The sequence below is a fragment of the Lacinutrix sp. MEBiC02404 genome, assembly GCF_053601575.1.
Genome location: NZ_JBSHNV010000049.1, coordinates 1 through 248 on the forward strand (window position 1 = coordinate 1; position 248 = coordinate 248).

The 248-nt window shown below is 35.5% G+C and carries 1 protein-coding gene; it reads right to left on the reverse strand.

The window, feature by feature from the left end; genetic code table 11:
- Positions 1-248 (reverse strand): hypothetical protein (locus tag ACVCXO_RS00315; RefSeq protein WP_452227607.1); only part of this gene is annotated, 248 nt, incomplete at both ends.

Here is a 248-nt window from a genome sequence, read left to right on the forward strand (position 1 = left end):
AGTAAGTGTAGCAGTAACCGAAGAAGTATTTAAACAATCATCAGTAGCCGTATATGTTACTTGAATAGTTCCACCAGCACCACAAGTTGTAGCTAGGTTAGTGAAAGCATAATCAGAAGTAATAGTTACATTAATATCATCCGCACAAGCTTGAAGTTCTACGATATTATCTGCATTCCAAGTATCTGCTAAAGTTTGGTTATTATCACCATCACATTCTATCGTTTCATCTACTACATTACAAGCAG